Annotated in this window: 1 protein-coding gene and 2 rRNA genes; 2 read left to right on the top strand and 1 reads right to left on the bottom strand. The window is 56.6% G+C overall.

Annotation, left to right across the window (positions count from 1 at the left end; all coding sequences use genetic code 11):
- Positions 1-434 precede the first annotated feature (434 nt).
- Positions 435-1953 (top strand): 16S ribosomal RNA (locus AB4Y81_RS21420).
- Between the two features lie 545 nt (positions 1954-2498).
- Positions 2499-5642, top strand: a 23S ribosomal RNA gene (locus AB4Y81_RS21415).
- The 16S and 23S rRNA genes sit together here, the layout of an rRNA operon.
- 430 nt (positions 5643-6072) lie before the next feature.
- Here the strand turns inward: AB4Y81_RS21415 and AB4Y81_RS21410 are convergent.
- Positions 6073-6666, bottom strand: a complete 594-nt coding sequence (locus AB4Y81_RS21410) for an HhH-GPD-type base excision DNA repair protein (RefSeq protein WP_441996925.1) — start codon at positions 6664-6666, stop codon at positions 6073-6075.
- Between the last annotated feature and the right edge of the window lie 183 nt (positions 6667-6849).

Here is a 6849-nt window from a genome sequence, read left to right as displayed (position 1 = left end):
TTGTAGGTGGTGTTCGACGGCGGTTTGGTGGGGTTTTGGGGGTTGGTGTGGGGGTGTTGGGTGGTGGATTTGCGTTGGGGTTGTGGGGCGTGTATTGTTTTCTGAGTCGCCGGGTGCGAAACGGAAAGCCGGAAGGTGTGTACGGTTCGGTAGGCGGCCAAAAATAACTCTTCTTTTCCAATGGCCCTGTTGTGGTGCGCTGCTTTGTGTGGTGTTCCGGTGGGTGATGTTTTGGGGGGTCTGTTGTTTGAGAACTCAATAGTGTGCCAAGTTTGTTGATACCGATTGTTTTATTGATTGGTTGAAWTTTTGCCAGGTTGCTGCGCACCCCCGTGTGTGGTGGTCTGGTTTTCAGCTGGTTTCGAATTTTGTGCAGCCGCGTTTTGCCGTTATTTCCGGTGGGTGTGGTTGTGTCTGTTTGATTTTKTTTKWYTTCAACGGAGAGTTTGATCCTGGCTCAGGATGAACGCTGGCGGCGTGCTTAACACATGCAAGTCGAACGATGATCCCAGCTTGCTGGGGGATTAGTGGCGAACGGGTGAGTAACACGTGAGTAACCTGCCCTTGACTCTGGGATAAGCCTGGGAAACTGGGTCTAATACCGGATATGACTCCTCATCGCATGGTGGGGGGTGGAAAGCTTTTGTGGTTTTGGATGGACTCGCGGCCTATCAGCTTGTTGGTGGGGTAATGGCCTACCAAGGCGACGACGGGTAGCCGGCCTGAGAGGGTGACCGGCCACACTGGGACTGAGACACGGCCCAGACTCCTACGGGAGGCAGCAGTGGGGAATATTGCACAATGGGCGCAAGCCTGATGCAGCGACGCCGCGTGAGGGATGACGGCCTTCGGGTTGTAAACCTCTTTCAGTAGGGAAGAAGCGTAAGTGACGGTACCTGCAGAAGAAGCGCCGGCTAACTACGTGCCAGCAGCCGCGGTAATACGTAGGGCGCAAGCGTTATCCGGAATTATTGGGCGTAAAGAGCTCGTAGGCGGTTTGTCGCGTCTGCTGTGAAAGACCGGGGCTCAACTCCGGTTCTGCAGTGGGTACGGGCAGACTAGAGTGCAGTAGGGGAGACTGGAATTCCTGGTGTAGCGGTGAAATGCGCAGATATCAGGAGGAACACCGATGGCGAAGGCAGGTCTCTGGGCTGTAACTGACGCTGAGGAGCGAAAGCATGGGGAGCGAACAGGATTAGATACCCTGGTAGTCCATGCCGTAAACGTTGGGCACTAGGTGTGGGGGACATTCCACGTTTTCCGCGCCGTAGCTAACGCATTAAGTGCCCCGCCTGGGGAGTACGGCCGCAAGGCTAAAACTCAAAGGAATTGACGGGGGCCCGCACAAGCGGCGGAGCATGCGGATTAATTCGATGCAACGCGAAGAACCTTACCAAGGCTTGACATGAACCGGAAAGACCTGGAAACAGGTGCCCCGCTTGCGGTCGGTTTACAGGTGGTGCATGGTTGTCGTCAGCTCGTGTCGTGAGATGTTGGGTTAAGTCCCGCAACGAGCGCAACCCTCGTTCTATGTTGCCAGCGGTTCGGCCGGGGACTCATAGGAGACTGCCGGGGTCAACTCGGAGGAAGGTGGGGACGACGTCAAATCATCATGCCCCTTATGTCTTGGGCTTCACGCATGCTACAATGGCCGGTACAAAGGGTTGCGATACTGTGAGGTGGAGCTAATCCCAAAAAGCCGGTCTCAGTTCGGATTGGGGTCTGCAACTCGACCCCATGAAGTCGGAGTCGCTAGTAATCGCAGATCAGCAACGCTGCGGTGAATACGTTCCCGGGCCTTGTACACACCGCCCGTCAAGTCACGAAAGTTGGTAACACCCGAAGCCGGTGGCCTAACCCTTGTGGGGGGAGCCGTCGAAGGTGGGACCGGCGATTGGGACTAAGTCGTAACAAGGTAGCCGTACCGGAAGGTGCGGCTGGATCACCTCCTTTCTAAGGAGCTGCTTGCAATGRYTGGTGCCCTGCATGGGGTGTCTGGTTGTTGTCAGTGTTGCCCATTGCGCAGGCGTTTGTTCTGCGGTGGGTGCTCATGGGTGGAATATCAACGAATCATTTTTTTGGCATGGCTTTCGTGGTTGTGTCCTGGTGCTAGTACGGCGGTTCGTGCTCCTGCTTTGTGTGGGGGTGTGGGTTGTTGGGAACGTGTCCGGGGTGCGGCTGGTGGGGGTTGTGTTTGGCGCACTGTTGGGTCCTGAGGCAACAGGACCTTTTTGCAGCAATGCAGGGGGGCRCTTCTGGTGTTTCTTTTGTTCCTGCAGCCGGTTCCTCCGGTCTTTGTGTTGCGGCCTGCGTGTGTGGGTTGTGGCGGGTTGGGGGGTTGGTTGATGGGGTTGTTGTTTGAGAACTACATAGTGGACGCGAGCATCTGGGACATACACGCTTTGGTGTGTGTGTTCCATACAGCAATTTCTTATGAATGAACCTTGGGCCGTAGTGGCTCGTGGTTCTCTCGAGTAAGTTTTTGATCATGTTTGTGTGGTCAAGTTTTTAAGGGCACACGGTGGATGCCTTGGCATTAGGAGCCGAAGAAGGACGTAGGAATCTGCGATAAGCCTGGGGGAGTTGATAACCGAGCGTTGATCCCAGGATGTCCGAATGGGGAAACCCCGCACAACGCTGTCATGGTGATTGTGTGACCCGCATCTGAACACATAGGGTGCGTGGGGGGAACGCGGGGAAGTGAAACATCTCAGTACCCGCAGGAAGAGAAAACAAGAGTGATTCCGTTAGTAGTGGCGAGCGAACGCGGATCAGGCTAAACCGTTTCCATGTGTGATAGCCGGCGGGCGTTGCATGGGCGGGGTTGTGGGACTTTCCGTTCTGGTTCTGCCGGGCCAGTGAGGTGAGAGTGCGTGCATAGGTGAACGGTCTTGAAAGGCCGGCCAGAGAGGGTGTGAGCCCCGTAACCGTAATGTTGTGTGCCGCCTGGAGAGTATCCCAAGTAGCACGGGGCCCGAGAAATCCCGTGCGAATCTGTCAGGACCACCTGATAAGCCTAAATACTTCCTAATGACCGATAGCGGACCAGTACCGTGAGGGAAAGGTGAAAAGTACCCCGGGAGGGGAGTGAAACAGTACCTGAAACCGTGTGCTTACAATCCGTCGGAGCAGTCTTGTTACTGTGACGGCGTGCCTTTTGAAGAATGAGCCTGCGAGTTAGTGTTACGTCGCGAGGTTAACCCGTGTGGGGTAGCCGTAGCGAAAGCGAGTCTGAATAGGGCGAGTGTAGTGGCGTGATCTAGACCCGAAGCGGAGTGATCTACCCATGGCCAGGTTGAAGCGACGGTAAGACGTCGTGGAGGACCGAACCCACTTCAGTTGAAAATGGAGGGGATGAGCTGTGGGTAGGGGTGAAAGGCCAATCAAACTCCGTGATAGCTGGTTCTCCCCGAAATGCATTTAGGTGCAGCGTTGCGTGTTTCTTGCCGGAGGTAGAGCTACTGGATGGCCGATGGGCCCTACAAGGTTACTGACGTCAGCCAAACTCCGAATGCCGGTAAGTCAGAGCGCAGCAGTGAGACTGTGGGGGATAAGCTTCATAGTCGAGAGGGAAACAGCCCAGACCACCAACTAAGGCCCCTAAGCGTGTGCTAAGTGGGAAAGGATGTGGAGTTGCGAAGACAACCAGGAGGTTGGCTTAGAAGCAGCCATCCTTGAAAGAGTGCGTAATAGCTCACTGGTCAAGTGATTCCGCGCCGACAATGTAGCGGGGCTCAAGTACACCGCCGAAGTTGTGGATTTCACACAGTACCCTAGCCTTCGTGGTTCAGGGGTGTGGAGTGGTAGGGGAGCGTCGTGTGGGCAGTGAAGTCGCGGTGGAAACCAGCGGTGGAGCCTACACGAGTGAGAATGCAGGCATGAGTAGCGAAAGACGGGTGAGAAACCCGTCCGCCGAATGATCAAGGGTTCCAGGGTCAAGCTAATCTGCCCTGGGTAAGTCGGGACCTAAGGCGAGGCCGACAGGCGTAGTCGATGGACAACGGGTTGATATTCCCGTACCGGCGAAAAACCGCCCATGCCAAGCGGGGGATACTAACCGCCCGGAGCCTGCCCGCTCACCCTTGTGGTGTTGTGGGTTTTGGCCGAGCGCGGGACCTGATCCCGGGAGGTAAGCGTATTAACAGGTGTGACGCAGGAAGGTAGCCGGGCCGGGCGATGGTTGCCCCGGTCTAAGGATGTAGGGTCAGGGATAGGCAAATCCGTTCCTGTGTGCTTCGAGCACGTTCCTGAGATCTGATGGGACTCCCGTAAGGGGGGATCCGGTGATCCTATGCTGCCAAGAAAAGCATCGACGCGAGGTTTTAGCCGCCCGTACCCCAAACCGACACAGGTGATCAGGTAGAGAATACCAAGGCGATCGAGAGAATTATGGTTAAGGAACTCGGCAAAATGCCCCCGTAACTTCGGGAGAAGGGGGGCCTGCCCCGTGATGGAGACTTGCTCTCCGTGAGCGGGTGTGGGCCGCAGAGACCAGGGGGAAGCGACTGTTTACTAAAAACACAGGTCCGTGCGAAGTCGCAAGACGATGTATACGGACTGACTCCTGCCCGGTGCTGGAAGGTTAAGAGGACCGGTTAGCCACTTGTGGCGAAGCTGAGAATTTAAGCCCCAGTAAACGGCGGTGGTAACTATAACCATCCTAAGGTAGCGAAATTCCTTGTCGGGTAAGTTCCGACCTGCACGAATGGAGTAACGACTTCCCCGCTGTCTCAACCATAAACTCGGCGAAATTGCAGTACGAGTAAAGATGCTCGTTACGCGCAGCAGGACGGAAAGACCCCGAGACCTTTACTATAGTTTGGTATTGGTGTTCGGAGTGGCTTGTGTAGGATAGGTGGGAGACGTTGAAACCCGGACGCCAGTTCGGGTGGAGTCATCGTTGAAATACCACTCTGGTCACTTTGGACATCTAACTTCGGCCCGTGATCCGGGTCAGGGACAGTGCCTGATGGGTAGTTTAACTGGGGCGGTTGCCTCCTAAAAAGTAACGGAGGCGCCCAAAGGTTCCCTCAGCCTGGTTGGCAATCAGGTGTCGAGTGTAAGTGCACAAGGGAGCTTGACTGTGAGAGAGACATCTCGAGCAGGGACGAAAGTCGGGACTAGTGATCCGGCGGTACATTGTGGAATGGCCGTCGCTCAACGGATAAAAGGTACCTCGGGGATAACAGGCTGATCTTGCCCAAGAGTCCATATCGACGGCATGGTTTGGCACCTCGATGTCGGCTCGTCGCATCCTGGGGCTGGAGTAGGTCCCAAGGGTTGGGCTGTTCGCCCATTAAAGCGGTACGCGAGCTGGGTTTAGAACGTCGTGAGACAGTTCGGTCCCTATCCGCTGCGCGCGCAGGAAATTTGAGAAGGGCTGTCCTTAGTACGAGAGGACCGGGACGGACGAACCTCTGGTGTGTCAGTTGTACTGCCAAGTGCATCGCTGATTAGCTACGTTCGGATGGGATAACCGCTGAAAGCATCTAAGCGGGAAGCTCGCTTCAAGATGAGATTTCCATACACATTATGTGTGAGAGGCCCCCAGCCAGACCACTGGGTTGATAGGCCGGATGTGGAAGCGAGGACTAAAGACTCGTGAAGCTGACCGGTACTAATAGGCCAACAACTTACACCACACACAAAACACTGCACGCGTCCACTATGTGGTTCCCGAACAACAACCGTTCCAGGAACCAACAACAACAACAACTACAAAGCTAAGACCCACAGCGCCGATGGTACTGCACCCGGGAGGGTGTGGGAGAGTAGGACACCGCCGGACAACCATTAACGAAGAGCCCCAACCACGGTTGGGGCTCTTCCATTTAACACACACAACCCCCACACAAGCACCGGCCCTGCCTCCTCGTGGAAGTATGCGCGTTAGGGCATTGCCGGGAGTCGTTCCTGGCTCACGCCTGCGGTTGCCTGGAGCTTCGCATCGCCAACTCGGAGGCCGCCATTGCTGCGGAGAGTCGCGCGTGCGTCAACGTAATCTACGGCAATGCCGTAGACGGCCACCCACACAACCCACCCGACATTGAATATGCCGGGCGGGCGGCGGGTTCAGGAGCCGCTTGTCTTTGCAGCCTTTGCTGCGGCTTTCGCTGCTTGCTTGCTGGCGCGGACCTTGGCCAGGGATGCAGGGTCCACGATGTCGGCCACGGATAAGTAGGAGCCGTCTTCTCCGTAGTGGCCGGCGGCCTCACGCCATCCGGTGGCTTGGAGACCGCATTGCTTGCCCAAAAGCGCCAGGAAGATCTTCGCCTTTTGTTCTCCGTAACCGGGCAGTGCCTTGAGCCTGCGGAGCACTTCGGGGCCGTTAGGGTTACCCTTCGTCCAGATCGCTGCTGCATCTCCGTCCCAGTCACTGTGCACCGTGGCAGCGAGGGCCTGGACCCTGCCTGCCATGGAGCCCGGAAAGCGGTGGACGGCGGGCCTCTCTTTGAAGAGCTCCACGAAGCCGGCCGGATCCTGGCCAGCGATGACGCCCGGATCGAGGGTGCCCAGACGCGTACGGATCTTCTCCGGGCCGGCAAAGGCCGATTCCATGGTGACCTGTTGATCGAGCAGCATGCCCGTCAACAATGCAAAGGCGTCTTGACTGAGCAGCTGGTCGGCGGCGTCTTCGCCTGTGATGTGGAGTTCCATGCGTCCCATCCTCCCACCCACCGGCGGTGTCGTCACGGCCGTGTTGTAGGTGGTGTTCGACGGCGGTTTGGTGGGGTTTTGGGGGTTGGTGTGGGGGTGTTGGGTGGTGGATTTGCGTTGGGGTTGTGGGGCGTGTATTGTTTTCTGAGTCGCCGGGTGCGAAACGGAAAGCCGGAAGGTGTGTACGGTTCG

It is taken from the genome of Paenarthrobacter sp. TAF1 (assembly GCF_052113825.1).
Lineage (GTDB): Bacteria > Actinomycetota > Actinomycetes > Actinomycetales > Micrococcaceae > Arthrobacter > Arthrobacter nicotinovorans.
The sequence above is the reverse complement of the archived record's forward strand: the minus strand, read 5'-3'. Positions and strand labels throughout refer to the sequence as shown.